This window comes from Microbacterium sp. NPDC089696, assembly GCF_044749125.1.
Taxonomy (GTDB): domain Bacteria; phylum Actinomycetota; class Actinomycetes; order Actinomycetales; family Microbacteriaceae; genus Microbacterium.
On record NZ_JBIVHF010000001.1, the window covers coordinates 80,813 to 104,754 of the forward strand.

Below are 23,942 nucleotides of genomic sequence, written 5' to 3' on the forward strand. Positions count from 1 at the left end.
CGAACAAGGAGAACTCTGATGAGTGCAAAGGCTACGAGCCAGGCGACCTGGGAGCAGGACGTTCTGCAGGCCGAAGGTCCCGTGCTGGTGGACTTCTGGGCCGAGTGGTGCGGTCCGTGTCGTATGGTCGCGCCGGTCCTGGACCAGATCCAGGCCGACAACCCCGACAAGATCACGATCGTCAAGCTGAACGTGGACGAGAACCCGCAGCTGGCCATGCAGTACCAGATCACCTCCATCCCGGCGATGAAGGTGTTCCAGGGCGGTGAGGTCAAGACGACCATCATCGGCGCCAAGCCGAAGCACGCTCTCGAGCAGGATCTCGCCGCCTACATCGGCTGATCTCCCGATCGCACGGAGAGGGCGCGGACCGCACGGTCCGCGCCCTCTCTGCGTCTCGGTCGAGCCTTCGCCGCACTCACGCTCAGCCCTTGTCCGACACGGGCACGGACGGCAGCCCCCGGGCGGCACGTGCCCTGTCCACGAGCTCCTGGATCACCGGTGTCTTCGCGGCGTTGTACGACCCCATGCCCCGCGCCGCGACGGCCACGGCATCGCACTTCGCGTGAGCGTAGCGGGTGGCATCCTCCGGGTGCTCGCGCAGCCAGTCCCGCAGGAGGCGCTGACTCACCGTGTCCCAGACCGCCGCGGGGAAGAAGTGCGCGATCGCGCTGCGGATGCCGTCGCTCTCGCGCACCATCACGCGGTGGGTGCGCACGGAGCTGCCGATCGCCCAGCCGGCCTGCTCCAGCGCGGATCGGTGAGCGTCGAAGTCCGCATCGTCACGGATGCGGACGGCGAGGTCGATGATCGGCTTCGCCCGCATCCCGGGCACCGCCGTCGACCCGATGTGCTCGATGACCCAGTCCGGATCCGCGACGGAGCGGATGCCGTCAGCCAGCGCCTCGAAGCGCTCGGGCCACGAGGGGTCGTAGGCCACCAGCATCCGCGGCATGCGTCAGGAGGCGTCCGCGATCGTCGGGTCCCAGCGGCGGTGACGCTGCTTCTCGTCGAGGAGCCCCCACACCGCGGGCGTAAGCTCCGGATACTCCAGGGCGATCTGTCGCAGCACCCGGTAATGACGCGCCTCGTTGGGACGCACGCCGTCGTTCGCCGTGATGTTGTCGGCGCGGAGCAGGTAGACGACGAGCTCGTCGACGCTCGGCAGCTCCTCCATGAAGTCCCACGGATCCTCGCCGCCCAGGAGCCTCTCCTGGATCAGCACAGCGAGCTCGTCCGCGGCCTCGGCGCGCAGCACTTCGAGGCTGGCACGGCGGGGAACGGACTCGGTCATGCTTCCAGCCTACGTCGGCTTCGGACGTCCCCGGCGCTCGACCACCAACTCGTCCGTCATGTCCTCGAGCTCCTTGCCCTTGGTCTCGGGAACCTTGAAGTACACGAAGAAGAACGACAGCAGGGCGAAGAACGCGTAGAAGCCGTACGCGAACGTGAGCCCGATCTCGGCGAAGGCCGGGAACGTGGTGGAGATGAAGAAGTTGGCCGCCCACTGCGCTGCGGCCGCGACCGCCAGCGCGCCGGCACGGATCGAGTTCGGGAAGATCTCTCCCAGCAGGACCCACACGAGAGGGCCCCAGGTCGCACCGAAAAACACCACGAAGCCGTTCGCGCAGATCAGGGCGACCGTGGCCCACGGATCGGGAAGCGTCGCCGTCCCCTCGGAGTTCAGCGTGCCGAACGAGAAGGCGAGGGCCATGAGGCCCAGCGTGACGGTCATGCCGACCGATCCGACGAGCAGCAGGATGCGGCGACCGATCTTGTCGACCAGGAGGATCGCGACGATCGTGACGACGATGTTCGTGACCGACGTGATGACCGAGGTGAGCAGCGCGCTGGACTCGTCGAAGCCCACCGACTGCCACAGCGTGGTCGAGTAGTAGAAGATCACGTTGATGCCGACGAACTGCTGGAAAACCGAGAGCAGGATGCCCACCCAGACGATCGGCTTGAGACCGAGGCGACTGCCTCGGAGGTCGCGCAGCGACTCGGACTTCTCGGTGTCGATCGTCCCGGTGATCTCGGTGATCTTCGCCTTCACGTCGACCGTGCCCGTGACGGTCTGCAGCACCTCCGACGCTCTCTGGATATCGCCCTTGCGCACCAGGTATCTGGGGGACTCGGGCAGCCTCAGCGAGACGATCCCGTAGACGAGCGCCGGGATCGCGGCCACCATGAACATCCACCGCCACGCCGTCAGGCCCCACAGCGGCTGATCCGCTTCTCCGGCGATCCCCGCCAGGAGGGCGTCCGACAGCAGGGCGGCGAAGATGCCGGTCACGATCGCGAGCTGCTGCAGCGATCCGAGGCGACCGCGGATCGCTGCCGGTGACACCTCGGCGATGTACGCGGGGGCGATGACGGACGCCGCTCCGACACCGAGTCCACCGATCACACGCCAGATGATCAGGTCGACGACGCTGAACGCCAGGCCGGAGCCGATCGCGGAGATGAAGAACATCGCCGCCGCGACGACCATGACGGGGATGCGCCCCCGTCTGTTCGCGATGGGGCCGGCGAACCAGGCACCCACCGCACAGCCGATGAGTGCGGACGACACCGCGAAGCCCTTGAGGCCGACGCCCAGGTCGAAACCCGACACGGTGCCGGCGAGAGCATCCACGGCTCCGTTGATCACCGCGGTGTCGAAGCCGAAGAGGAAGCCTCCCAGCGCCGCCGCGATGCTCACGGCGATCACCTTGCGCCGGATGCCTGTCGGAGTCTGTTGTTCGGACATTGTCGTCCCCCCTCGTCGCGATGTGGCGAGTCTAGGGGACGAGGGGCCTCAACGGTCCGTCATTCACGCCGAGCCGTAACTCGACTCACCCAGCTCCTCAAGAATCCGGTTGAGATCCTGGATCGACGCGAAATCGATCGTGACCTGGCCTTTGCGAGCCCCCAGGGAGATCTTCACACGGGTGTTGAGGCGGTCGCCGAGGTTACCGGCGACCTCGTCGAGGTACGCACGACGCGCACCCGGCGTCGGCTTCGCACTGCGACCGGGCGCCGAGGGCGTGCTCTTCGCCGCCTCCTCAGTGGCACGCACCGAGAGGTCCTCGTTCACGACCTTGTCGGCCAGGCGCTGCATGGACTCCGGGGTGTCGAGACTGAGGATCGCGCGAGCATGACCCGCCGTCAGCACACCGGCGGCGACGCGCTGCTGCACCGGGACGGGGAGCTTGAGCAGGCGGATCGTGTTGCTGATCTGCGGACGCGAACGGCCGATCCGCGTGGCGAGCTCTTCCTGGGTGATGCCGAAGTCCTCCAGCAGTTGCTGGTAGGCGGACGCCTCCTCCAGCGGGTTCAGCTCCGAGCGGTGGAGGTTCTCGAGCAGCGCATCGCGAAGCAGATCCTCGTCCGCGGTCTCGCGCACGATCGCGGGGATGGCGTCGAGTCCGGCTTCTCGGGCGGCGCGGGTACGCCGCTCCCCCATGATGAGCTCGTAGTCGCCGTCGCCGTTCCTGCGCACGACGACGGGCTGCAGCACGCCGAACTCACGGACGCTGTGCACGAGCTCCGCGAGGTCTTCGGGGTCGAAGTGCGTGCGCGGCTGCCGCGGGTTGGGAACGATCCTCTGCGGATCGATCTGGATCAGGTGGATGCCGGGGACGGTCTCGAGGTCAGGCACGTCGGCGACCTCGGGCACGGCCTGCTCCGCGGGACGGATGCTCGTCCCGGGGAAGAACACGTCGACGGGACGCTCCGACTGATCGGCGGTGGGGATGAGTGCGCCGATGCCACGGCCCAATCCGGTGCGCTTGGCCATCATTTCTCCTTGCTCTGCGCCGCAGCACGCGACGCGATCTCGACAGCGGCTTCGCGATACGCGATCGCACCGGCGGACTGCCCATCGTAGGCGATCACGGTCTGCCCGAAACTCGGGGCCTCCGACACGCGGACCGACCGCGGGATGACGGTCTCCAGGACCTGCGTCGGGAAGTGACTGCGGACCTCGTCGGCGACCTGCTGGGCGAGACGCGTGCGTCCGTCATACATCGTCAGGAGGATCGTCGACAGGTGCAGGCCCGGGTTGAGGTGCTTCTGGATCATCTGGATGCTGCCGAGCAGCTGGCTCAGACCCTCGAGCGCGTAGTACTCGCACTGGATCGGGATGAAGACCTCGGACGCCGCGGTGAAGGCGTTGATCGTGAGCAGGCCGAGCGACGGCGGGCAGTCGATGATCACGAAGTCCATCGGGTTGTCCTCGAGGTAATCCAGGAGAGCGCGGCGGAGACGGTGCTCGCGCGCGACCTGGGCAACGAGTTCGATCTCGGCGCCGGCGAGGTGGATCGTGCTCGGTGCGCAGAAGAGGTTCTCACTCTCCGGACTGGGCTGCACGATGTCCGCCAGGGGGAACTCCTCGATGAGGACGTCGTAGACGCTCGGGGTGTCCGCGTTGTGCGGCACGCCGAGTGCCGTCGAGGCGTTGCCCTGTGGGTCGAGATCGATCACCAGAACCTTGGCGCCGAGAGCCGCGAGAGCCGACGCGACATTCACCGCACTGGTCGTCTTGCCGACGCCGCCCTTCTGGTTCGACACCGTCAGCACGCGGGTCTCTCCCGAGAAGTCGACGTGCACATCCTCCAGCGCGCGGCGGCGAGCGGAGAGGTCTGCGAGTTCCCGCGCGAGCGGCGTATCCATCCCGAAAGCGTCCTTCGGTGATGCCTTTTCGGACTGTTTCACGTGAAACATCCACTCCTTTCGGGACCGTCTTCCACTCTAATCGTTATCGCCGACGTCGCCCGATCGGAAGGCAGCGGGATCGCGCGGTGCTCGGCCTTATCCGCGGACGGGCGGTCTCGCCTGAACCGCCCGTTAGGACCACGGCATACGTCGCGCCGGAGTGTTGTTTCACGTGAAACGACGCGTGTGGGTCGCCCATTCGCTGCTCAACCGCCGCATTCGGTACCGACGCTTCGGCGGTCGACGAGCGGGATGAGCAGTTCCGGCACCTACGTGCCAGACCTCAGGTCGCTCCCCCATGGCTCAACTGTGGAATTGTCGATGCGCACGGTGCTCCGTCAAGATGTGCGCGAGCGCTGGAGGATCAGCGGTCGACCCTGTTCCCGGAACGCAACACGGTGGCGAGTTCCACGCTGCCCGGATCACCCGTGGCGGACTTCGCGATGTTTCACGTGAAACGACGAGGTGTGGAGAGGAGGTGTTCGATCTGCTCGACGGTCCGGTCGAGAGGTTGTGTCGTGTCGATCTCTTCGGTCGCCGTCGCGCGAAGCAGTGGCTCCACCGACCGGGTGTACTCGAGGATCTCCTCTCGCTCCTCCGCGGAGGAACCGTACGGATTGTCCGTGCGCTGCATCACGCGCTCGATCATCACGGACGTCGGGGCCGCGAGCAGAACGATGTGATCGAACAGGTCGTAGACCATTCCCTGGTTGTCGACTGTCCCCGCGACAACGATGTCGGCGTGAGCATCCAGCAGTCCTCGTACTGCATGCAGATCCCACTCCCCCGACGCCGTCTTCCACTGCCCGTCATCGGTGTCGACCGCCAACACGCCACGCGCTGTCAGTTCCGCGATCACCGTGGACTTCCCCACGCCGGACATCCCCGTCAGCAACACGCGTCCCATCCCTTCACGCTACCGACGTTTCACGTGAAACATTCACCCCGGCCCCACACTCCAGGCGTTGTTTCACGTGAAACATCGCCGCCGCACACCCCGATCCCACAACATCCCGCTCCCCCAGAGCGCACGCAGTCGTCGAGCGAAGCGATGACGCTGCGACCAACAGCGAGCCACCCAGAGTGCCGTTGCGACCTCGCCACCCGTCTCACCAGAATGTCCCCCGTTTCCGTGGGACGGTCGGGTGGAGGGGTGTCCCCGGTGAGGAGCATCGGGAGGGGCCCGCGAAGCGGGAGGGTCCCCGATCTGCTCCTCACCGGGGAGCACCCCGCAACCCGACACACAAGAACCACAAGCCCAGTCGTCGAGCGAAGCGAGACGCTGCCGACCGAGAACTACGCCAAGACCAAGAAACTCAGGCCCGAACCAGAGCCCGTACGACGCGCGTCACCTCAGCCGCCGGCAGCACACCTTCTCCGAGAACCTCGACCCGCACGTCCGACAGGCGGTACTTCTTGATCTGCTTCTGCGCAGCATCGATCTCGTTCGAGGCGTTGATCCCCTTGAGGAGGATGAGCTCTCCCCCGTCGCGCACGAGCGGCGCTGTCCAGGGCAGCAGTGTCCGCAGTGCACTGACGGCTCGGGCCGTGACGACGTCGAACCCTTCAGGCCTGTGCACATCCTCCGCGCGGGCGCGCAGAACCTCGACGTTCTCGAGGCCGAGGTCGATCTTCTGCTCCATGAGCCAGGCGACTCGGCGCTCCATCGGCTCGATGAGCGTGAACTGCACGTCGGGGCGGGCGATGGCGAGAACGATGCCAGGGAGCCCGGCTCCGGAGCCGATGTCGGCGACGGAGCCATGGAACAGCGGTGCGGCGATCGCGCTGTTGAGGATGTGTCGAGTCCAGAGGCGTGGGAGTTCGAGCGGTCCGATCAGGCCTCGCTCTTCGCCCTGATCAGCGAGGGCGGCCGTGAAGCGGCGGGCGAGGTCGATGCGCTCACCGAACAGCTCCGTCGCTGCGGACGGTTCGACCTCGACGTCACTCACGCGGCATCCTCGATGCGATGTTTCACGTGAAACGTCAGTGACGGCGCAGCACGGTGTGACGGTCCGCACCCTCGCCGTACGACTCGGAGACGAGTCCGTGCTCAGCCGCGATGTCGTGCACGAGCTTGCGCTCGTAGCTGGACATCGCCGGCAGAGACGCCTGCGATGCGCCCTCGTCGAGCTTCGCTGCGGCGGCGTTCACGAGGGTTTCGAGCTGACGACGACGGGCATCGCGCGATCCGCCGATGTCCAGGATGAGGCGGGAGAACGATCCGGTCCGGTTCTGCACGGCGAGTCGGGTCAGCTCCTGGAGAGCCTGAACCGTATCGGGCGCCGACAGCGAAGCCAGCGCGTCGCCCTCGGCCTCGACGGACACGTAGGCACGGCCCTGGCGCACATCCAGGTTGAGGTCGCCATCGATGTCCGCGATGTCGAGGAGCTCTTCGAGGTAGTCCGCGGCGACGTCGCCCTCATTCTCGAGCTCGGCCACGGAGGGCTCGACGGTCTCGGTCAGGTTGTCGGTCATGAGCCGCTCCCCTTCTTCTTGGCGCGCTTCTTGCCCACCGGCTGCTGACGCTTCGGTGCCTCTGCCTTGGCCTTCTCGGCCTCGTCGACCATCCGCTGCTGCTCCGCCTCGTAGACCGCCATCGACACGACCTTGCCGGAGGAGTCGATCGCCTTGCCCTTGCGGGCCAGACGCTCCTCGCGCGCCTTGGCGGCCTCGGAGCCGGGGGTCGGCATCTCGCGGATGACGAGGAACTGCTGGCCCATGGTCCAGATGTTAGAGATGAACCAGTACACGACGACGCCGAGCGGGAAGAACACACCGGAGAAGATGAAGCCCAGCGGCAGCACGTAGAGCATGATCTTCTGCATCTGGTACGCCTGGCCGGTCTTGGCCTCGGGCGACAGGTTCTTCGAGATGATCTGCAGCTGGGTGAAGAACTGCGACGCGATCATGAGCACGACGAGCGTGACGAGGATGATGATCGCCGTGGTGTTCTGGGCGTCCACCGCGTTGCCGAGAGTCTCGTGCAGGGAGGCCACGCCGAACAGCTTGGCGTCGTAGAACTCCTTGGTGAGCTCCGGGCTCAGCAGTCCGACACCACCGATGTTGTCGCGGGCATGCTTGCTCACGTCGCTCAGAACGCTGTACAGCGAGAAGAAGACGGGCATCTGCACGAGGAGCGGGAGACAGCTCGACATCGGCGTCGTGCCGTGCTTCTTGTACAGCGCCATCGTCTCGCGACTCATGGCCTCGCGTGAGAGCTGATCCTTCTTGCCCTTGTACTTCTCCTGGACTTTTCGCAGTTCAGGAGCGATTTCCATCATCTTCCGCTGGCTCTTGATCTGCTTCACGAAGAGAGGGATCAGAGCCGCACGAACGACGATCACGAGACCGACGATGGAGAGCACCCAGGTGAGGCCGGAGGCCGCGGGGAGACCGACCGCGGTGAGCAGCCAGTGCCACGCGACGAGGACCATCTCGACGAGCCACTTCAGCGGCCACAGGATCGTCCCGAGCAGGTCGAACCCGCCGGACGCCGGTTCCGGCGACGGGGTGGTGCTGGCGAGCAGGAGGTCTAGACCCACCGGTCAGTCCTTTCGGGAGGGGACGACGAAACCGTGAGCGGTCAGGTCGTAGCGGAAGTGTTCGTGCGGACGGACGTCATCGACGCCGCCGCGAGTCCAGGGATTGCAACGGAGGATGCGCCATGCCGAGAGCGCCGCCCCCTTCACCGCGCCGTGCTGTTGCACCGCCCCTACAGCGTAAGCCGAACACGAGGGGTAGTACGCACACACGTCCCCGTACATCGGTGAGATCACACGGCGGTATCCGGCCAGGAATCCGAGCACGAGGTTGCGAGGCACGAGGGGGATGCTGCGCAGCACGTCCCTCGAGTCGAGATGCGCCGTCCCGATCGACGACGCCGGAAGCGCGGTCATGCTCGCACCTGCGCGAGACGACCGAGACAGCGGTTCACGTCGGCACTCAGTTCGGCGAAGCTCGCGGTCGCAGATGCAGGAAGGGCACGGATGACGACATCCGTGCCCTCGGGCACCCGCGGGAGCGCCTCCGCACAGACGGCTTTGAGCCGTCGACGCACGGTGTTGCGCACCACTGCGGTGCCCACCTGCTTGCTGATGATGAATCCGAACCTCGCGGCTCTGCTCTCGCCCGTCGTCAACATCGAGGTGACGACCCGGGCTCCGCCACACCGCGATCCGCGTCGAACGACCAGTCGATAGTCGCTCCCGCGGGTCAGCCGGAACGGGCGGGCGAGCACAGCGGTTTACGCGGAGAGCTCGGTGCGGCCCTTCGCGCGGCGGGCCGAGAGGATGGCGCGGCCGGCGCGGGTACGCATACGGGCGCGGAAGCCGTGCTTCTTGGCGCGACGACGGTTGTTGGGCTGGAAGGTGCGCTTGCTCATGGAATCACTCCGGGAATGCTGTCACCGGGATCTGTGCGTCCGGAGACATAGGGAACTGCCGTACAGGCATAAGTCAACCGACTAAGGGTACGTCCTGCCGGCGCGCAGAGCAAATCTGCGCGCACACCCGGTTCCTCGCCCGAGGAGGTCCGCACAGCCATTATCCACAACCTCGAGCACGACCGTCGACGCAACACGCGCCCGGTTTTCCCCGGCCAGGTTGCCGTTCAGGACGTCGATGACTACCGTGGCAACCGAAGTTATCCACAGGTGGGCCCCGTCCGACGACGCCCCTCCGCGATCCCCGCCCGGAGCGCCATGTCCTCACCAGCCCAGCCCGACGTCCCGATCTGGGCCACGGTGCAAGAGCTGTTGGAGGCAGACGACCGGGTGACCCCGCAGCTGCAGGGGTTCCTGAGCCTCGCGGTGCCGGCGGGCGTGATGGCGGCCACTCTGTACCTCGAGGTCCCCAACGACCTCACCGCGGCGCAGATCAACAAGCGTCTGCGTCTCCCCATCATGGAGGCCCTCTCGCACATCGGCGACGAGGTCACCTCGTATCGCGTCGTCGTGAACCACGAGCTCGCCGACCAGCCGACCGCTCCGATCGCGGTCGCCGACTTCGGCCGCCAGGAGCAGGTGCGGATCGAGTCTCCGATGGAGCAGAGCCCTGCGCCGATGCGTCACGAGTCCCGCCTCAACCCGAAGTACACGTTCGACAACTTCGTGATCGGTCAGTCCAACCGCTTCGCGCACGCCGCGGCTGTCGCGGTGGCCGAGGCGCCGGCCAAGGCCTACAACCCTCTCTTCATCTACGGTGACTCCGGACTGGGCAAGACGCACCTCCTCCATGCGATCGGCGACTATGCGCAGTCCCTCTACGCGGGAGTCAAGGTCCGGTACGTGTCGAGTGAGGAGTTCACGAACGACTTCATCAACTCGATCGCGAACAACCGCGGCGCCGCGTTCCAGGCCCGGTACCGCGAGGTCGACATCCTGCTGATCGACGACATCCAGTTCCTGCAGGGGCGCGCCGAGACGCAGGAGGCGTTCTTCCACACCTTCAACACGCTGCACGATCACAACAAGCAGGTCGTGATCACGAGCGACGTGGCGCCGAAGCTCCTCACCGGCTTCGAGGACCGGATGCGGAGCCGCTTCGAGTGGGGTCTCATCACCGACGTCCAGGCGCCCGATCTGGAGACCCGCATCGCGATCCTCCGCAAGAAGGCGCAGAGCGAGTCGCTGCACATCCCCGACGAGGTGCTCGAGTACATCGCGACCGTCGTGTCATCGAACATCCGTGAGCTGGAGGGCGCACTCATCCGCGTCTCGGCGTTCGCGAGCCTCAACCGCTCGCCGCTCGACATCTCGCTGGCCCAGACGGTGCTTCGCGACATCGTCGACACGGCCGAGGACAACATCATCTCGCCGACGGACATCATCACCGCCACGGCGCAGTACTTCAAGCTGACGGTCGACGACCTCTACGGATCGAGCCGATCGCAGCAGATCGCCACCGCACGCCAGATCGCGATGTACCTGTGCCGTGAGCGCACGAACCTGTCGCTGCCCAAGATCGGTCAGCTGTTCGGCAACCGCGACCACACCACCGTCATGTACGCGTACAAGAAGATCAGCGAGCTCATGAAGGAGCGCCGCTCCATCTACAACCAGGTGACCGAGATCACCACGCAGCTCGGTCGTCGCTGAGTCGCATCGCCACTCCGGAAAAGGGGGTGCAGGGTCCGCGAGGACGCTGCACCCCCTTTCTCGTGCGCGTGCGTGCCGTTCCCGGCATCCGGTCGATGCCTGTTTGCACATGTGGATAACTTGTGGATGACCGGGTCCGACATCGGGACGAATGTGGGGGAAACGGCTCGACCTGTGGATAACCCGGGATGGAGAATTCGACCCAAGGATGCCGTCCACCCGCGGATTCCTCAGGGATTCCACAACTGACACTCGTGTAGTTCCCTACTCGCGTCTGCTTTCCACCGACTTATCCACAGTATCCACAGGTGTTAACACCGTTAAGGAGTTAAGTCAGATCAGGGGCCATCCGATCACCAGACGCTGGGGAAAGTCCGGCGATCGGACGGAATCCACCGGACGTAGGGATCCGAGCGAGTGTGGGGCTAGCATGGGAAGCCCTGCACTGGCAGGACCGATCACGACGCGTCACAGAACGACGACAAGGGAGAACCCGTGAGGTTTCAGGTCAACCGCGATGTCTTCAGCGAGGCTGTGTCCTTCGTCGTCAAGCTGCTCCCGCAGCGCAACCCGCAGCCGATCCTCGCCGGAGTGCTGATCGAGGCCGACGGCTCCGGACTCACGCTCTCGGCGTTCGACTACGAGGCCTCCGCACGCACGACGATCGAGGCGACCGTCGAGACGCCCGGCACGATCCTGGTCCACGGCCGCCTGCTCTCGGACATCGCGAGCAGGCTCCCGAACGCGCCGATCGAGATCGCGGTCGAGGACGACGGCGGAATCGCGGTCACCTGCGGCTCCGCCCGGTTCACCCTCGCGGCCATGCCCGTCGAGGAATATCCCTCGATCCCCGAGGTCTCGGGGTCTTCGGGCGTCGTCCCGGCCGACGACTTCGGCACCGCGATCGCGCAGGTCGGCTTCGCGGCCTCGCGCGACGACGTCACCCCCGTGCTCACCGGTGTCCAGCTGGAGGTCACGGGTCAGAGCCTGAGCCTCGTCGCCACCGACCGCTACCGCGTCTCGCTCCGCGACGTCCCGTGGGACGGCGAGGCGGTCGAGACCACCGCCCTCGTCCCTGCGCGCACGCTGCTCGAGGTCGGCAAGACGTTCGGACACGCCGGCACGATCCAGATCGCGTTCTCGGGGGCCGGCGACCGCGAGATCATCGCGTTCACCGCGGGCAACAAGACCGTCACCTCGCTGCTCATCAAGGGCAACTTCCCGCCGGTCCGCCGCCTCTTCCCCGAGCAGACCGATCACTACGCGGTCGTGAACACCGCCGATCTCGTCGAGGCCGTGCGCCGTGTGGCCCTGGTGCTCGACCGCGCGGCGCCGCTGCGCTTCACGTTCTCTTCCGACGGCGTGACGATGGACGCCTCCGGCAGCGAGCACGCCCGTGCGTCCGAGTCCGTCGACGCGATCCTCTCCGGCGGCGACGAGGTCACCCTCGGACTGAACCCGCAGTACCTCATCGAGGCGCTGGGCGCGGTGAAGAGCGAGTTCGTGCGCGTGACGTTCACCTCCAGCGACAACGCCAACAAGCTCAGCCCGGTTCTCATCACGAGCCAGACCTCGGTCGACCAGGCCGGTCTCGACTCGTTCAAGTACCTGCTCCAGCCCAACCTGCTGCTGCGCTGACGCGCGTCACGCGGACGGTCCGGCTCTCGCCCGAGGGCTGTCGGACCCCGAAGGTAGGCTGATCCCGTGATCGTGGAACACCTGAGCCTGGTTGATTTCCGCAATTACGCGACCGCGGAACTCGCCCTCCACCGGGGGCCGAACGTCCTCGTCGGGCGCAACGGACAGGGCAAGACCAACCTCGCCGAAGCCGTGGTCTTCCTCGCCACACTCGGCTCGCATCGGGTCTCGTCGGATGCGCCGATGGTGCGCGACGGCCAGGAGTTCGCGATCATCCGGGCCCGGCTCTCGCACGGGGAGCGGAAGGTCCTGGCCGAAGTGCAGGTGAATCGCCAGGGCTCGAACAAGGCGCGCATCAACGGATCCCCGTCGAAGACGAGCGAGCTGCCGCGGTACGCGCACGTCGTGCTGTTCGCGCCGGAGGATCTGCAGATCGTGCGCGGAGACCCGTCCTCCCGCCGCCGGTTCGCGGATCAGCTCCTGATCCAGCGCACTCCGCGCCTCTCGGCCGTGCTCGCCGATTACGACCGCGTGCTCAAGCAGCGCACTGCTCTGCTCAAGTCGGCGCGGGCGCGGGGCATCCGCGGCGAGGGGCTGAGCACCCTCGACGTCTGGGACGACAAGCTCGTCGCGCTCGGGTCGGAGATCATCGCGGCGCGTCAGCGTCTGGCCGCCGACCTGCAGCGGCCGGTCGCCGACGCCTATGCCGCGATCGCCGGCGCCGACCACCGGCCGCAGCTCGACTGGGCGCTGTCGGTCCGCGGGGGCGACCCCGAAGAGGGCGAGGCATCGACGGCCGAGACCACGGGCGACATCGCCGAGATGTTCCGTGCATCGCTCCTGGCGAAGCGCACCCAGGAGCTCGACCGCGGACTCACGCTCACGGGACCGCATCGCGACGACCTCGTCCTCCGCGTCCGCGACCTCCCGGTGAAGGGATACGCATCGCACGGGGAGTCCTGGTCCGTCGCGCTCGCCCTGCGGCTCGCCTCGGCCGAGCTGCTGCGCAGCGAATCCCCCGCCGGGGATCCGGTGCTGGTCCTCGACGACGTCTTCGCCGAGCTCGATGCCGACCGGCGGCAACGGCTCGCGGCTCTGACCGCGGGGTACGAGCAGGTGGTGGTCACGGCGGCCGTGGAGGAGGATATCCCCGAGGTGCTGCACGCCCACGTCGTGCGCATCTCGGCGGGGACCATCAGCGACGAGCGGGAGGCGGAGGATGACTGACATCGCGGACTCGCCCACCCCCGAGACTCCGGAGACCGTCGCGACCTACCTGCGTCTCCGGGGACTCCAGCCGAGCTCGAAGAACTGGAAGCGCAAGCGTCGTGTCGTGACCGACGACGACAACGCGCCGTTCACGCCCGGCCGCGATCCGGGATCGCTCGGCGCGGTGCTGGACAAGCTCAGCAAGGACTCCGGCTGGCAGACCACGCTCGCGCGGGAGGACCTCGTTCGGCAGTGGGCGGATCTCGCCGGCGCCGACACCGCGAAGCACTCGGAGCCGGTCTCGCTCGAGCGCGGGCTGCTCACGGTGAAGTGCGATTCGACCGCGTGGGCGAAGAACCTCCAGTACATGCGCGGGACGATCATGACGGAGATCACGCGCCGCTACCCGGATGCCGGTGTGGAGAACCTCCGCTTCATCGGACCGGACGTCCCCTCCTGGAAATGGGGTCCCAGAGTCGTCCCAGGGCGGGGTCCGCGCGATACCTACGGGTAGGACACCACGCAAGGGGTCCGACACGCTCAGAGGGCCGCAGACGGCCTTTGAGCCGCATATCGTCTCGAAAGCCCGCTAGAATGGGAGTTCGTGATATCGATGTGGAGAAACCTCTCTGATGACGCCTGAATCCCCTGCTGACGAGCCGGAATCCACTGCCGGAGGAACCCCCGAGAACGGGGAGTCCACGACACCCCGGGCGCAGCAGCCCGGTGAGTACGGCGCCGACTCGATCCAGATCCTCGAGGGTCTCGAAGCGGTCCGCAAACGTCCCGGCATGTACATCGGCTCCACCGGGCCGCGCGGTCTGCACCACCTCGTGTACGAGATCGTCGACAACTCGGTCGACGAGGCCCTCGCCGGATATGCCGACACGATCCTCGTGACGCTCCTCGCCGACGGCGGGGTCCGCGTGATCGACAACGGTCGCGGCATCCCGGTGGACCCGCACTCCTCCGACCCTTCGAAGTCGACGGTCGAGGTCGTGCTGACGATCCTGCACGCCGGCGGAAAGTTCGGCGGCGGCGCGTACGCGGTCTCCGGCGGTCTGCACGGTGTGGGTTCCTCGGTCGTGAACGCCCTCTCCACCCGCTTCGAGGTCGAGGTCAAGCAGAAGGGCTTCGTCTGGCGGCACAGCTTCGCCGACGGCGGCGTCCCCCAGCAGAAGCTCGAGAAGGGCGAGGCCGCCGACACCACCGGAACGGCGATCACCTTCTGGCCGGACGCCGAGATCTTCCAGGAGACCGTCGAGTTCGACTACGACACCCTGCGCACACGCTTCCAGCAGATGGCGTTCCTCAACAAGGGACTCCGCATCGAGCTCGCCGACGAGCGCGCGGCATCCGCCTACGAGGTCGAGGTCGACGGGCAGACCGTCACGAAGCAGCCCGGCGACGTGTTCTTCTACGAGCGCGGGCTCGTCGATTACGTCGAGTACCTCAACAAGGTGCGTCACGCCGAGGTCGTGAACGAGGAGATCATCGCGTTCGACTCGGAGGACACGGAGCGCAAGATCTCGCTCGAGGTCGCGATGCAATGGACCACCTCGTACACCGAGAACGTGTTCACCTACGCGAACACCATCAACACGCACGAGGGAGGCACGCACGAGGAGGGCTTCCGCGCGGCGCTCACCACGCTTGTGAACCGCTACGCCCGCGCGAACAACCTCCTCAAGGAGAAGGACGACAACCTCTCCGGCGACGATGTGCGCGAGGGTCTCACGGCGGTCATCTCGATCAAGCTCGGCGAGCCGCAGTTCGAGGGGCAGACCAAGACGAAGCTCGGCAACACCGAGGCGAAGGCGTTCGTGCAGAAGGTGGTCGGCGATCAGCTCGGCGACTGGTTCGAGCGCAACCCCGCCCAGGCGAAGAACGTGATCCGCAAGGCGATCGACGCGGCGACCGCCCGCTTGGCCGCCCGCAAGGCGCGGGAGACCGCCCGCCGCAAGAGCGTGTTCGAGTCGGCCGCGATGCCCGACAAGCTCAAGGACTGCACCAGCAAGGACCCCTCCATCAGCGAGATCTTCCTCGTCGAGGGGGACTCGGCCGGCGGCTCCGCCGTGCAGGGTCGCGATCCGCACACGCAGGCGATCCTGGCGCTCCGCGGCAAGATCCTCAACGTCGAGCGCGCGCGACTCGACAAGGCTCTGGGCAACAAAGAGGTCCAAGCGATGATCCAGGCCTTCGGCACGGGCATCGGCGAGGACTTCGACATCGAGAAGGCCCGGTATCACAAGATCGTCCTGATGGCGGATGCCGACGTCGACGGTCAGCACATCACGACGCTGCTGCTGACCATGCTGTTCCGCTACATGCGCGGACTCATCGAGGCCGGTTTCGTGTACCTCGCGATGCCGCCGCTGTACCGACTCAAGTGGACCAACCAGCCGCACGAGTACGTCTTCAGCGACGCCGAGCGCGACGCCCTGCTCAAGCACGGTCTCGACAACGGCAAGCGCATCCCGAAGGAAGCCGGCATCCAGCGGTACAAGGGTCTCGGCGAGATGAACGCCAAGGAGCTGTGGGAGACCACGATGGATCACACAACGCGCACGCTGCGTCAGGTGACCATCGAGGACGCCGCGGCCGCCGACGAGATCTTCAGCGTGCTGATGGGTGAGGACGTCGAGTCCCGCCGCAGCTTCATCCAGCGCAACGCCAAGGACGTCCGCTTCCTCGACATCTGAGCGCGTTTCGACTCGCTTCGCTCGCTCAACGACCGGAAACTGTAGAGAACACATGACTGACGAAGACCGCCCCGACATCAACGAGGGCCACGACCACGGCAAGATCGACCAGGTCGACCTGCAGTCGGAGATGCAGCGCAGCTACCTCGACTACGCCATGGCCGTCATCGTGGGGCGCGCGCTGCCCGACGTCCGCGACGGGCTCAAGCCGGTGCACCGCCGCGTGATCTACGGCATGTACGACGGCGGCTTCCGCCCCGACAAGTCGTTCTCGAAGTGCGCGCGCGTGGTCGGCGAGGTCATGGGCCAGTACCACCCGCACGGCGACTCGGCGATCTACGACGCCCTGGTGCGTCTCGTGCAGCCGTGGTCGCTGCGCTATCCGCTCGCCCTCGGTCAGGGGAACTTCGGCTCCCCCGGCAACATGGGCGCCGCGGCTCCGCGGTACACCGAGACCAAGATGGCCCCGCTCGCCCTCGAGATGGTGCGGGACATCGAAGAGGACACGGTCGACTTCACCGACAACTACGACGGCCAGACCCAGGAGCCGACCGTTCTGCCGGCGCGTTTCCCGAACCTCCTCGTCAACGGCTCGGTCGGCATCGCGGTCGGCATGGCCACGAACATCCCGCCGCACAACCTGCGCGAGGTCTCGGCCGCCGCGCTGTGGGCGCTGGACAACCCGGGTCTCTCCCGCGAGGAGCTGCTCGAGGGCCTGATCCAGCGCATCCCCGGGCCGGACTTCCCGACGGGCGCGCAGATCCTCGGAACCAAGGGCGTCCAGGAGGCGTACCGCACGGGTCGCGGTTCGATCACGATGCGCGCCGTCGTGAACGTCGAGGAGATCCAGGGCCGCACGTGCCTGGTCATCACCGAGCTCCCGTACCAGGTCAACCCCGACAACGTCGCGGTGAAGATCGGCGACCTCGCCAGGGACGGCAAGATCACCGGGATCGCCGACATCCGTGACGAGTCCTCCGACCGCACCGGTCAGCGTCTCGTCGTCGTGCTCAAGCGGGATGCCGTCGCCAAGGTCGTGCTCAACAACCTGTACAAGCACACGCAGCTGCAGGAGAACTTCGGCGCGAACATGCTGGCGATCGTCGACGGCGTGCCGCGCACGCTGGGTGTCGACGGGTTCATCTCGAACTGGATCACCCACCAGCTCGAGGTCATCGTCCGGCGCACGCGCTTCCGCCTCGCGAAGGCCGAGAAGCGCATGCACACCCTCGAGGGGTACCTCAAGGCGCTCGACGCGCTGGACGAGGTCATCGCGCTCATCCGTCGTTCGCCCACGGTCGACGACGCTCGCGAAGGCCTCATCGCGCTGCTCGACGTCGACTCCGACCAGGCCGACGAGATCCTCGCCCTGCAGCTGCGTCGCCTCGCAGCGCTCGAGCGGCAGAAGATCCTCGAGGAGGCCGAGGAGCTCCGCGCGAAGATCGAGGAGTTCAAGGCGATCATCGCCGACGAGGCGCTGCAGCGCGACATCATCCGCGACGAGCTCACCGGCATCGTCGACCGCTTCGGCGACGAGCGCCGCACGCACATCCTCCACGGCTTCGACGGCGACGTCTCGATGGAAGACCTGATCGCCGAGGAGGAGATGGTCGTCACCGTCACGCGCGAGGGCTACATCAAGCGCACGCGCAGCGACAACTACCGCTCGCAGCACCGCGGGGGCAAGGGCGTGAAGGGCGCGCAGCTGCGGGCCGACGACATCGTCGAGCACTTCTTCGTGACGACCACGCACCACTGGCTGCTGTTCTTCACCGACAAGGGCCGCGTCTACCGCTCGAAGACCTACGAGGTGCCCGAGGCCGGACGCGACGCGAAGGGCACGCACGTCGCGAACCTCCTCGCCCTGCAGCCGGACGAGAAGATCGCGCAGATCCTCGACATCCGCGACTACGAGGTCGCCGACTACCTGGTTCTCGCCACCCGCGACGGGCTCGTGAAGAAGACCGCGCTGTCGAGCTACGACACCAACCGTCAGGGCGGCGTCATCGCGATCCGTCTGAACGACGAGGACGAGCTGGTCTCGGCGCTCATGGTGGATGCCCAGGACGACATCCTGCTCATCAGCCGCAAGGGCATGTCGGTGCGGTTCAGCGCGACGGACGAGGCCCTGCGACCGATGGGTCGCGCGACGGCCGGCGTGAAGGGCATGAAGTTCCGCGAGGGCGATTGCCTGCTGTCGGCGTCGGTCGCCGCGCTCGGTCAGTACGTGTTCGTGGTCACCGACGGCGGCTACGCGAAGCGCACCGCGATCGAGGAGTATCGGGTCCAGGGACGCGGCGGATTCGGCATCAAGGTCGCGAAACTGAACGACGATCGGGGCACTCTCGCGGGTGGTCTCATGGTCTCGGAGGACGACGAGGTCTTGGTGGTTCTGTCCAGCGGCAAGGTGGTACGCTCTGCCGTGGCCGAGGTGCCCGCCAAGGGCCGCGACACCATGGGAGTGGTGTTCGCGCGGACGACGGAAGCCGACCGCATCCTCGCGATCGCCCGCAACGGCGAGCGGGGCCTCGCCGACGACGACGAATCGGCCGAAGCGGAGGCGGACTCCCCCACCATCTCCCCCGAGACGACAGAGAACCCTGAGGACACAGACGCATGAGCACAGTAGCCGACAAGCTGGCGAAGAAGTCGACGCGCAAGACCGGTGGCAAGCAGGTCCGCCTGCGCCTGGTCTACGTCGACTTCTGGTCGGCCGTGAAGCTCTCGTTCCTGGGGGCCGTCGCGCTCGCCATCGTCACGATGGTGTCGTTCTTCCTCATCTACCTCGTGCTCCAGGCGACCGGCATCCTCGCCCAGGCCGACGACTTCATCGGCACGATCACCGACAACGCGGTGATCCTGTCCGAGATCGCCGGACTGCCGCAGGTCATGGCGTTCGCCGCGGTCGTGTCGATCCTGAACCTGATCGTGTTCACGGTGCTCGGCGCCGTGGTCGCCGGCATCTACAACGTGGCCGTCAAAGTCACGGGCGGGTTGCTCGTGGGCTTCATGTCCAACTGACGCGTGTCACGAGAGGGGCGGATGCTGCGGCATCCGCCCCTCTCGCGTTCCCGGAGTCGCAAAGAAAACAAAATCGAGGAACCATTTTGTTTTTCTGACAGATCACTCGAGTTCGGTCAGCCTCGCGGCGAGGTCGAGCACGGGACTCCACGCGATCGGGTGTTTTGCCCGTCCCCGCTCGAGGAGTCCGAACGACTCAAGGTGAGTGAGATCGTTACGTGCCGTCTGCGTCGATACGCGATATCTGTTGGCGATCTCCGTGGCGGTGACAGCCAGCGGTGACTCTCTCGTGAGCCACTCGATGATCTGTGTCTGACGCATGTTGAAATCGCGGACGGCACCTTTCAGTGCGTTCTGCACCCGGAGTGATTCGCGATGCCGCGAGGCGATGTACGCGTCGAGCTCGTCGAGGGAACGCTTGATCACACGGAGCTGGTGAAGGATGAAGTAGGTCAGATCGTTGTCGTCATCCTCGGTGTACTGATAACTGTCGCCGTACTTGCCCGGGGCGGCGCGAAGGATCTTGGAGATCGTCACATACTCGGCAAGCCAGTATCCGTTGTGGAGCATCGACCAGTAGAAGGCCGTCCGTGCGATACGCCCGTTGCCATCGGCGAAGTAATGATCGTACCCGAACATGAAATGAGTGATGACGGATCGAACGATGGGCGGGATGTAGGGAGAGTCGGTCGTGCTCCCGTTCGCGAACGCTGTCAGTTCGAGGAGTCGTTGCGGCAGCTCTTGAGCGGGAGGCGGTACATGAACCTGCGTCTCCCCGGCCCACACGCTGACGCGCTCGTGGTCAGGCGTCTCGAGACGGCCGGCGTCCGAAGGATCATCGAGCGTTCCCTCAGTCAGCACGGCGTGCAGGTCGAGGACCCACCTGGGCGTGAGCGAGTCCGGCGAGGACTCCGTCACGATCTGCATCGCCCGATAATTGTTCAGGATCATCCGCTCGGATTTGGTCCGGGGGTCGCGGCCCGTGCTGAGGAGCTCCACGGCGACGCGTCGGCTCGTGGAAGCCCCCTCCAACTGGCTGGAGGTGATGGACTCCTCAACGAGCGACCGGACGACGAACATGTCGCGGCCGTCCGGTGTCAGGGCAGCCCCGCCGCCGACGACGCTGCCACCCGCACGCCGACCTATCTCCTCGGTCAGTTGGAGCAACTCGTCGGTCATGGCGAAGGTGAAGTGTGATCCATCCTTGGCTCTCAAAGCCACGGTTCGCATCTGCGAGCTTCGCTGGAGCTTGAGCCGGAACCACCACTCCTCATGACTCAGATCCGATGGCGGATCTCTCCTCAGTAGCTGCTCCCAGTGGTAGTACTGCGAATCGTCGAGAGGCGGAGCGAAGAGCAGTGCATTCATCCGCTCCGAATCCGCCAGCACTCGTCGGCGGAGGTCTGCCAATGATGGCGCGGGCTGGCGAAGCGGCATCTAATCCCCCAAAGAAAACAAAATACTCGAGACGATTTTGCTTTGTTGAGGAAACAGTATCAGCGAGCGATGGGGAGTGGACCATCGGATCCGACTCTCGCCGGAGTAGGGAAATCCGTAAGCGGGGTGTCGGGATGCCTCGGTGTCGGCGCGATCGGGCCGCCCGTACCTTGGAACCATGACCACACAGACTGCCATGCCGCAGCAGGCGAAGGCCGCCAAGCCGCCGCTGCGCCTCTTCCTCACGATCCTGCATCTCGCCGGCGTCGGGGTCATCGGCGGCGTCATCTTCGGAACCCTCACCGGGCTGCTGGGCACCGGACTCGGTCTGCTGTTCGCGGCCGGGGTCGGCATCGTCCTGCTCGTCGGCCTCGTCTACGCGCTCTTCGGTGTCGGCTGGTTCGAGGTCGCCCGGGTGAGCGGCCTCTACCGCATGCCGATCCCGCCGCTCCGCTGGCGTCCTCGCGACCGCCCGGGCTTCTCGGGCTGGGTGCGCGCACTCGGACGACAGGCGATCGACGGACGGATGTGGCGCGCGATCGCCAACTTCGCGATCTCCGCCGTGCTCGGCTGGGTCGTGCTCCGCCTGGCCTGGGGCCTGGTCTGGTCGATCGCCATCAGCTTCGCGCCGCTCATCGGCTCCGAGACCGTCATGGGGCCGTTCGGCGGCGGCGGGATCACCGCGCCCTGGGCGCCGCTCGTCGGCATCCTCGGCATCGCCGCCTGCATCGTGGGCATGATCGGACTCGCCGCGCTGCACCGCGTGCTGTCGCTGTCCATCGTGATCCGCGCGAAGGAGGCCGAGCTCACGGAGCGCGTGCGCACCAGCACCGCGCAGCGGGAAGGCGCCGTGCGTGCGGCCGATGTGGAGCGCACCCGTATCGAGCGCGACCTGCACGACGGCGTCCAGCCGCGACTGGTCTCGGTGGGCATGACCCTGGGGCTCGCGCAGCAGAAGATCGACAACGATCCGGATGCCGCCAAGGAACTGATCGCCGAGGCGCACACCTCGACGAAGGCGGCCATCACCGAACTGCGTCAACTGGCGCGCGGCATCCACGCCTCGGTGCTCGACGACCGCGGCCTCGACGCCGCCCTGTCGGCCCTCGCCGGCCGCTCGCACATCCCCGTGAACCTCGACGTCCGCATGGACGGGCGCTGCAGTCGCGAGGCCGAGGCCGCCGTGTACTTCTCGATCGCCGAGTCGCTGACCAACGCGGCCAAGCACTCCCGGGCGAGTGAAGCGCGCGTGACCGTACGGCTCCGCGAGGGCGGGCTGCTGTGGGCGCGCGTCGAGGACAACGGCATGGGCGGCGCGCAGGTGCAGCCCGGCGGCGGCCTCGACGGCATCGCCAACCGGATCCTCGCCGCGGGAGGGACGTTCCGTCTCGAGAGCCCGCTCGGCGGACCCACCAGCCTGGAGGTGAATGTGCCATGCGCATCCTGATCTGCGAGGACTCCGTCCTCCTCCGCGAAGGACTCGTACGACTGCTCGAGGACGCCGGCCACACCGTGGTCGCCGCCCTCCCCGACACCGAGGGCCTGACCGCGGCCGTGCGGAACGACGCCCCGGAGCTCTGCATCCTCGACGTCCGTCTCCCGCCGACGTTCACCGACGAGGGGATCCGGGCGGCGCTCGAACTGCGCTCGACGGACCCGGGACTCCCTCTGCTCGTCCTCTCGCAGTATGTCGAGGAGCGCTACGCCTCGGATCTCATCGCCGCACAGGGCGGACCTCTCGGCTACCTGCTCAAGGACCGGGTCGCCGACGTCGCCGAGTTCCTCGCCTCCGTGCAGCGGATCTCCGAGGGGGCGACCGTGCTCGACCCCGAAGTGGTCGCCCAGCTGCTGACCCGTCGCAACCGCGACGACCGCATGTTGCGCCTCACCGAGCGCGAGCGCACCGTGCTCGCGCTCATCGCGGAGGGGAAGTCGAACCAGGCGATCGCCGGACTGCTGTTCCTCTCCGAGGCGAGCGTCGAGAAGCACATCACCGCCATCTTCCAGAAACTCGGGTTCGAGCCGGACGAGTCGGGCAACCGACGCGTGCTCGCCGCCCTCGCCCACATCGAGAACACCGGCGGAACCACTCCGCCCACCGGCCAGACAGGAGCCGCACGATGAGCACGGATCAGAACAGCACCCCGGACCGGGGCGCATCGACCGGGGACGCGCACACTCCGCTCACCCCGCCGCCGGCCGCGGGCCCCACACCCCCGACGGAGACGGGGACGTCACGGACGAAGCGAGGACCTGGCGTCACCGCGATCATCGTGAGCACGGCCGTCGTCGGCGGCTTCGCCCTCCTCGGCACCGGTGCCACGGCCGCGGTCGCCGCCGGGGGGACGCTCATGGCCGCGTCCTCCGAGCGCAGCGACTCGGTCCAGACCGTGGATGCCGACGGGGTGCGCAGCCTCGACCTCGACGTCGACGCCGGCAACATGCGCGTCGAGTTCGGTGACGTGGACGAGGCGAGGCTCTCGGTCACGAACGGGCGGAGCCCGGGATGGACCCTCGACCGCACCGACGACGAGATCGTGGTGCGGAGCCCCGACTTCCAGTGGGGCTGGTGGTTCGGCAGCTGGTTCGGCGACGAGGAGGAGTCCGCCGTCCTCACCCTCCCCGAGAGCCTGAAGAGCGAGGCGATCGACGCCTCCCTCACCCTCGACGCGGGGAGCCTCGACGTGGTCGGCGACTTCGGACTGCTCGACGTGGACATCAGCGCGGGTGCGCTCGACGTGGAGGGATCGGCGACGACGCTCGACATCGACATGAGCGCCGGGCGCGCCGACGTGATCCTCGACGGGGTGACGAAAGCCGGGCTCGGGGTCTCGGCCGGGGACCTCGTCGTGGAGCTCACGGGCGACGCCCCCGAGGAGACGCGCATCGACGTGAGCGCCGGATCCGTCGATCTCACGGTCCCGGACGAGTCGTACACGATCGAGCAGGACATCAGCGCCGGGTCGCTGGACGCGAAGGTCGACCAGTCCTCGGGGGCTCGTCATGTGATCGACGTCTCGCTGTCTGCGGGCGACGTCACGATCCGACCGGGGCGGTGATCGAGGTCGAGGGCGAGGGGTCCGCGAGACCCCTCGCCCTCGATTGGGTATTTCCGAGATTCTCCGGTAAAGTCTTGGAGGTTG

General features: G+C 66.8%; 24 protein-coding genes. 11 read left to right on the forward strand and 13 right to left on the reverse strand.

The features are described from left to right. The first annotated feature begins 18 nt into the window (after positions 1-18). Positions 19-342 (forward strand): thioredoxin, encoded by a 324-nt coding sequence (trxA, locus tag ACIPY8_RS00380; RefSeq protein ID WP_144875479.1) that lies wholly within the window; start codon positions 19-21, stop codon positions 340-342. An 82-nt stretch (positions 343-424) separates the two neighbouring features. Here trxA and ACIPY8_RS00385 read toward each other — a convergent pair whose 3' ends face one another. The 12 genes from ACIPY8_RS00385 to rpmH all read right to left on the reverse strand — a co-directional run bounded on the left by ACIPY8_RS00385 (position 425) and on the right by rpmH (position 9,079). Continuing rightward, positions 425-940, reverse strand: a complete 516-nt coding sequence (locus ACIPY8_RS00385; RefSeq protein ID WP_400813779.1) for a GrpB family protein — start codon at positions 938-940, stop codon at positions 425-427. A gap of 18 nt (positions 941-958) precedes the next feature. Next, complete coding sequence (locus tag ACIPY8_RS00390; RefSeq protein ID WP_400813780.1) at positions 959-1,294, reverse strand: tryptophan synthase subunit alpha; 336 nt, start codon at positions 1,292-1,294, stop codon at positions 959-961. A gap of 9 nt (positions 1,295-1,303) precedes the next feature. Beyond that, on the reverse strand, positions 1,304-2,752 hold the full coding sequence (locus ACIPY8_RS00395; protein ID WP_400813781.1) for a sugar porter family MFS transporter: 1,449 nt from the start codon (positions 2,750-2,752) through the stop codon (positions 1,304-1,306). 63 nt (positions 2,753-2,815) lie between these two features. Further along, entirely contained in the window at positions 2,816-3,781 is a 966-nt protein-coding gene (locus tag ACIPY8_RS00400) for a ParB/RepB/Spo0J family partition protein (RefSeq protein ID WP_400813783.1), read from the reverse strand. Then, positions 3,781-4,707, reverse strand: coding sequence for a ParA family protein (locus ACIPY8_RS00405; RefSeq protein ID WP_400813785.1), 927 nt, complete (start codon positions 4,705-4,707; stop codon positions 3,781-3,783). The genes ACIPY8_RS00400 and ACIPY8_RS00405 overlap by 1 nt, the downstream gene beginning before the upstream one ends. Before the next feature lie 439 nt (positions 4,708-5,146). Further along, positions 5,147-5,605 (reverse strand): AAA family ATPase, encoded by a 459-nt coding sequence (locus tag ACIPY8_RS00410; protein WP_400813786.1) that lies wholly within the window; start codon positions 5,603-5,605, stop codon positions 5,147-5,149. A gap of 409 nt (positions 5,606-6,014) precedes the next feature. Then, entirely contained in the window at positions 6,015-6,647 is a 633-nt protein-coding gene (gene rsmG, locus ACIPY8_RS00415) for a 16S rRNA (guanine(527)-N(7))-methyltransferase RsmG (protein ID WP_400813787.1), read from the reverse strand. A gap of 34 nt (positions 6,648-6,681) precedes the next feature. After that, positions 6,682-7,173 (reverse strand): protein jag, encoded by a 492-nt coding sequence (locus tag ACIPY8_RS00420; protein WP_400813789.1) that lies wholly within the window; start codon positions 7,171-7,173, stop codon positions 6,682-6,684. Beyond that, entirely contained in the window at positions 7,170-8,240 is a 1,071-nt protein-coding gene (gene yidC / locus ACIPY8_RS00425) for a membrane protein insertase YidC (protein WP_400813791.1), read from the reverse strand. The genes ACIPY8_RS00420 and yidC overlap by 4 nt, the downstream gene beginning before the upstream one ends. Positions 8,241-8,243: 3 nt before the next feature. Further along, a complete protein-coding gene (yidD, locus tag ACIPY8_RS00430) occupies positions 8,244-8,594 on the reverse strand; it encodes a membrane protein insertion efficiency factor YidD (RefSeq protein WP_400813794.1) in 351 nt (116 codons plus the stop codon). Then, positions 8,591-8,935, reverse strand: coding sequence for a ribonuclease P protein component (gene rnpA / locus ACIPY8_RS00435; protein WP_400813796.1), 345 nt, complete (start codon positions 8,933-8,935; stop codon positions 8,591-8,593). The genes yidD and rnpA overlap by 4 nt, the downstream gene beginning before the upstream one ends. A gap of 6 nt (positions 8,936-8,941) precedes the next feature. Continuing rightward, positions 8,942-9,079: a 50S ribosomal protein L34 gene (gene rpmH / locus ACIPY8_RS00440; protein WP_022879826.1), complete on the reverse strand. Its 138-nt coding sequence runs from the start codon at positions 9,077-9,079 to the stop codon at positions 8,942-8,944. A 318-nt stretch (positions 9,080-9,397) separates the two neighbouring features. On the opposite strand from rpmH, the gene dnaA reads away from it, so the two are divergent. The 7 genes from dnaA to ACIPY8_RS00475 all read left to right on the forward strand — a co-directional run bounded on the left by dnaA (position 9,398) and on the right by ACIPY8_RS00475 (position 19,362). Continuing rightward, a complete protein-coding gene (dnaA, locus tag ACIPY8_RS00445; protein WP_400813798.1) occupies positions 9,398-10,792 on the forward strand; it encodes a chromosomal replication initiator protein DnaA in 1,395 nt (464 codons plus the stop codon). A gap of 495 nt (positions 10,793-11,287) precedes the next feature. Further along, on the forward strand, positions 11,288-12,430 hold the full coding sequence (gene dnaN / locus ACIPY8_RS00450) for a DNA polymerase III subunit beta (RefSeq protein WP_400813800.1): 1,143 nt from the start codon (positions 11,288-11,290) through the stop codon (positions 12,428-12,430). Positions 12,431-12,496: 66 nt separating this feature from the next. Next, positions 12,497-13,657: a DNA replication/repair protein RecF gene (gene recF, locus ACIPY8_RS00455; RefSeq protein WP_400813803.1), complete on the forward strand. Its 1,161-nt coding sequence runs from the start codon at positions 12,497-12,499 to the stop codon at positions 13,655-13,657. Continuing rightward, complete coding sequence (locus ACIPY8_RS00460) at positions 13,650-14,153, forward strand: DUF721 domain-containing protein (RefSeq protein ID WP_400813804.1); 504 nt, start codon at positions 13,650-13,652, stop codon at positions 14,151-14,153. Before recF ends, ACIPY8_RS00460 begins: the two co-directional genes overlap by 8 nt. A 118-nt stretch (positions 14,154-14,271) precedes the next feature. Beyond that, a complete protein-coding gene (gene gyrB, locus ACIPY8_RS00465; RefSeq protein WP_400813806.1) occupies positions 14,272-16,341 on the forward strand; it encodes a DNA topoisomerase (ATP-hydrolyzing) subunit B in 2,070 nt (689 codons plus the stop codon). Between the two features lie 52 nt (positions 16,342-16,393). Further along, the gene (gene gyrA, locus ACIPY8_RS00470; protein WP_400813808.1) at positions 16,394-18,961 is read left to right on the forward strand and encodes a DNA gyrase subunit A; all 2,568 of its coding nucleotides are present in this window, start codon (positions 16,394-16,396) and stop codon (positions 18,959-18,961) included. Then, complete coding sequence (locus tag ACIPY8_RS00475) at positions 18,958-19,362, forward strand: DUF3566 domain-containing protein (protein WP_400813809.1); 405 nt, start codon at positions 18,958-18,960, stop codon at positions 19,360-19,362. The genes gyrA and ACIPY8_RS00475 overlap by 4 nt, the downstream gene beginning before the upstream one ends. Before the next feature lie 102 nt (positions 19,363-19,464). Here the strand turns inward: ACIPY8_RS00475 and ACIPY8_RS00480 are convergent, their stop codons facing one another. Beyond that, on the reverse strand, positions 19,465-20,730 hold the full coding sequence (locus ACIPY8_RS00480) for a Fic family protein (RefSeq protein ID WP_400813812.1): 1,266 nt from the start codon (positions 20,728-20,730) through the stop codon (positions 19,465-19,467). 247 nt (positions 20,731-20,977) lie between these two features. On the opposite strand from ACIPY8_RS00480, the gene ACIPY8_RS00485 reads away from it, so the two are divergent. Genes ACIPY8_RS00485 through ACIPY8_RS00495 form a run of 3 tightly spaced genes read left to right on the forward strand, consistent with a single transcriptional unit; the run spans position 20,978 to position 23,858 of the window. After that, on the forward strand, positions 20,978-22,246 hold the full coding sequence (locus ACIPY8_RS00485; protein ID WP_400813814.1) for a histidine kinase: 1,269 nt from the start codon (positions 20,978-20,980) through the stop codon (positions 22,244-22,246). Next, positions 22,234-22,923, forward strand: coding sequence for a LuxR C-terminal-related transcriptional regulator (locus ACIPY8_RS00490; RefSeq protein WP_400813815.1), 690 nt, complete (start codon positions 22,234-22,236; stop codon positions 22,921-22,923). Before ACIPY8_RS00485 ends, ACIPY8_RS00490 begins: the two co-directional genes overlap by 13 nt. Next, entirely contained in the window at positions 22,920-23,858 is a 939-nt protein-coding gene (locus tag ACIPY8_RS00495; RefSeq protein ID WP_400813816.1) for a hypothetical protein, read from the forward strand. Before ACIPY8_RS00490 ends, ACIPY8_RS00495 begins: the two co-directional genes overlap by 4 nt. The last annotated feature ends 84 nt before the right edge of the window (positions 23,859-23,942 follow it).

Coding starts and splice junctions, on each gene's coding strand:
- trxA (WP_144875479.1), top strand. CDS start 19: ATGAGTGCAAAGGCTACGAGCCAGGCGACCTGGGAGCAGGACGTTCTG.
- ACIPY8_RS00390 (WP_400813780.1), bottom strand. CDS start 1,294: ATGACCGAGTCCGTTCCCCGCCGTGCCAGCCTCGAAGTGCTGCGCGCC.
- ACIPY8_RS00395 (WP_400813781.1), bottom strand. CDS start 2,752: ATGTCCGAACAACAGACTCCGACAGGCATCCGGCGCAAGGTGATCGCC.
- ACIPY8_RS00400 (WP_400813783.1), bottom strand. CDS start 3,781: ATGGCCAAGCGCACCGGATTGGGCCGTGGCATCGGCGCACTCATCCCC.
- ACIPY8_RS00405 (WP_400813785.1), bottom strand. CDS start 4,707: ATGTTTCACGTGAAACAGTCCGAAAAGGCATCACCGAAGGACGCTTTC.
- ACIPY8_RS00410 (WP_400813786.1), bottom strand. CDS start 5,605: ATGGGACGCGTGTTGCTGACGGGGATGTCCGGCGTGGGGAAGTCCACG.
- ACIPY8_RS00420 (WP_400813789.1), bottom strand. CDS start 7,173: ATGACCGACAACCTGACCGAGACCGTCGAGCCCTCCGTGGCCGAGCTC.
- yidD (WP_400813794.1), bottom strand. CDS start 8,594: ATGACCGCGCTTCCGGCGTCGTCGATCGGGACGGCGCATCTCGACTCG.
- rpmH (WP_022879826.1), bottom strand. CDS start 9,079: ATGAGCAAGCGCACCTTCCAGCCCAACAACCGTCGTCGCGCCAAGAAG.
- dnaA (WP_400813798.1), top strand. CDS start 9,398: ATGTCCTCACCAGCCCAGCCCGACGTCCCGATCTGGGCCACGGTGCAA.
- ACIPY8_RS00460 (WP_400813804.1), top strand. CDS start 13,650: ATGACTGACATCGCGGACTCGCCCACCCCCGAGACTCCGGAGACCGTC.
- gyrB (WP_400813806.1), top strand. CDS start 14,272: ATGACGCCTGAATCCCCTGCTGACGAGCCGGAATCCACTGCCGGAGGA.
- gyrA (WP_400813808.1), top strand. CDS start 16,394: ATGACTGACGAAGACCGCCCCGACATCAACGAGGGCCACGACCACGGC.
- ACIPY8_RS00475 (WP_400813809.1), top strand. CDS start 18,958: ATGAGCACAGTAGCCGACAAGCTGGCGAAGAAGTCGACGCGCAAGACC.
- ACIPY8_RS00480 (WP_400813812.1), bottom strand. CDS start 20,730: ATGAATGCACTGCTCTTCGCTCCGCCTCTCGACGATTCGCAGTACTAC.
- ACIPY8_RS00485 (WP_400813814.1), top strand. CDS start 20,978: ATGACCACACAGACTGCCATGCCGCAGCAGGCGAAGGCCGCCAAGCCG.
- ACIPY8_RS00490 (WP_400813815.1), top strand. CDS start 22,234: ATGCGCATCCTGATCTGCGAGGACTCCGTCCTCCTCCGCGAAGGACTC.
- ACIPY8_RS00495 (WP_400813816.1), top strand. CDS start 22,920: ATGAGCACGGATCAGAACAGCACCCCGGACCGGGGCGCATCGACCGGG.